General features: G+C 69.7%; 1 protein-coding gene. It reads left to right on the forward strand.

Annotated features, from left to right (window positions below):
- Nucleotides 1-122: 122 nt before the first annotated feature.
- On the forward strand, nt 123-1331 hold a 1209-nt coding region (locus ABD093_RS18265), incomplete at its 3' end, for an ISL3-like element ISPfr3 family transposase (RefSeq protein ID WP_343926299.1).

A 1331-nucleotide genomic window follows, 5' to 3' on the forward strand; every position in this document is an offset into this window, starting at 1 on the left:
GGCTCTTCCCAGATGAGGGTGTAGCGCACGTCGCGCGGCGGGCCGGCGCGTCGGTGTCGGGGTGAGGGTCGAGGTCTCCCGAGGATGAGAGCTCCTACACACTCAGCCCGAAAGACCTCGACGTGCACGACGCTACCGTCGGCGGGCGCGCTGATGCGTTCGCCAGCCCCGACCTGACTGCCTTCTGCCGCCTCGACGAACTCGGCCTCGTTGTCACCGGGCAGCGACTCGAGCCGGATCGTGCCGTATTGGCCTGTCAGGTGGTCGAGCCCGACCAGTGGTGCCGGCGCTGCGGCTGCGAAGGGAGACCACGTGACACCGTGGTCCGACGGCTTGCCCACGAACCACTGGGCTGGCGGCCCACGACGCTGGAGGTCGTCGTGCGCCGTTACCGCTGCAGCGGCTGCGGGTATGTGTGGCGCCAGGACACCACCGCCGCGGCCGAGCCCCGGGCCAAGTTGTCTCGGCGCGCTCTGCGGTGGGCGCTGGAAGGGATCGTGGTCCAGCACCTGACCGTGGCTCGGGTCGCCGAGGGGCTCGGGGTGGCCTGGGACACCGCCAACGACGCCGTTATGGCCGAGGGCAAGCGGGTGCTGATCGACGAGGAGCACCGCTTCGAGGGGGTGAAGGTCGTCGGGGTCGATGAGCACGTGTGGAGGCACACCCGTCGCGGCGACAGGTACGTCACCGTGATCATCGACCTCACCCCAGTGCGAGATGGCACCGGCCCGGCACGGCTGCTGGACATGGTCGAAGGACGCTCCAAGCAGGCGTTCAAGACCTGGCTGGCCGACCGCCCGCAGGAGTGGCGCGACGGCGTGGAGGTGGTCGCGATGGACGGCTTCACCGGGTTCAAGACCGCCGCCGTCGAGGAACTGCCCGACGTGGTGACCGTGCTAGATCCCTTCCACGTCACGCGCCTCGCTGGCGAGGCGCTCGATGAGTGCCGACGGCGAGTTCAGCAGGCCATCTGTGGGCACCGCGGCCGCAAGGGCGACCCGCTCTATGCCGCCCGCCGGACCCTGTCCACCGGCGCCGACCTGCTCAACGACAAGCAGAAGGACCGACTGGACACCCTGTTCGCCGACGACGCCCACGTCGAGGTCGAGGTCACCTGGAGCGTCTACCAGCGCATGATCGCCGCCTACCGCCACGAGAACCGGCGCCACGGCCGCGAGCTGATGGCCCGGCTCATCGACTCGATCAGCACCGGCGTCCCCAAGGCCCTGGTCGAGATCACCAAGCTCGGCAGGACGCTGAAGAAGCGCGCCGCCGACGTCCTGGCCTACTTCGACCGGCCCAGCACCTCCAACGGGCCCACCGAGGCGATC

The sequence above is a fragment of the Brachybacterium tyrofermentans genome, assembly GCF_039526165.1.
In the GTDB taxonomy this organism is placed as follows: Bacteria; Actinomycetota; Actinomycetes; order Actinomycetales; family Dermabacteraceae; genus Brachybacterium; species Brachybacterium tyrofermentans.